This window comes from Candidatus Symbiopectobacterium sp. NZEC127, from assembly GCF_025962675.1.
Taxonomy (GTDB): domain Bacteria; phylum Pseudomonadota; class Gammaproteobacteria; order Enterobacterales; family Enterobacteriaceae; genus Symbiopectobacterium.
This window is the reverse complement of the sequence record NZ_JAGFPG010000027.1, coordinates 1-752: the sequence shown is the minus strand read 5'-3', so window position 1 is coordinate 752 and position 752 is coordinate 1. Positions and strand designations below refer to the sequence as shown.

The 752-nt window shown below is 53.7% G+C and carries 1 protein-coding gene; it reads left to right on the top strand.

The window, feature by feature from the left end; genetic code table 11:
- A partial coding sequence (locus tag J5069_RS23710) for a LysR family transcriptional regulator (RefSeq protein ID WP_264646111.1) occupies positions 1-748 on the top strand: 748 nt, incomplete at its 5' end.
- Positions 749-752: the final 4 nt, after the last annotated feature.

Below are 752 nucleotides of genomic sequence, written 5' to 3'. Positions count from 1 at the left end.
ATTTCTGCGCCATCGGCAAGGCATGGTATTGACCGATTGCGGCGAAGCCTATTTTCGTCATGCCAGTCTGATCATGGAAGAGTTGCGCGTGGCGCGAGAAGATATCCAGCAGCGACTCGGGCAAGCCTCAGGCCGCGTCAACATTGGTATTGGTGCCAGCGTTGCCCACACGGTCATGCCCGAGATCATCAAGCGCTTCCATCGTCTTTACCCTCAGGTCAAACTGCGTATCACTGAGGGGCAATTGGTCGCCATGATCCATGAATTGCGCCAGGGAGAGCTGGATTTCACCATCAATACCTATTCGGGCTCATCCTATGATAACGAGCTGTTATACGAAAAACTGATGGAAAAAGAGTATTGCGTGGTAGTTAGGCGCGATCACCCGTTGGTGCACGTCAATAGCCTGGAGGATCTGATGGAGTATGAATGGACGATGCCCACGCCGCGCGGCAGTTATTACACACAGTTGTATGAGCTGTTTGCCACTTTGCCCAAGCAGCCGCGCGTGAGCGTCACCTGCGAGACACTGCTTTCCAACATCAGCCTGGTTACCCAGACTGATTTTATCAGCATTCTGTCACGCGACATCACGCGAGACCCTATTCTGGGTGAGCGGCTACGCGTACTGGAGTTGGACCAGCCGCTTCCCAAGGCGACGTTCTATTTGATACAGCGCAAAGATACCATGCTCTCCCCGATGGGGGCACAGCTGGCAAAGCTGTTTCGCCGCTACTGTCAGCAATAGTGCA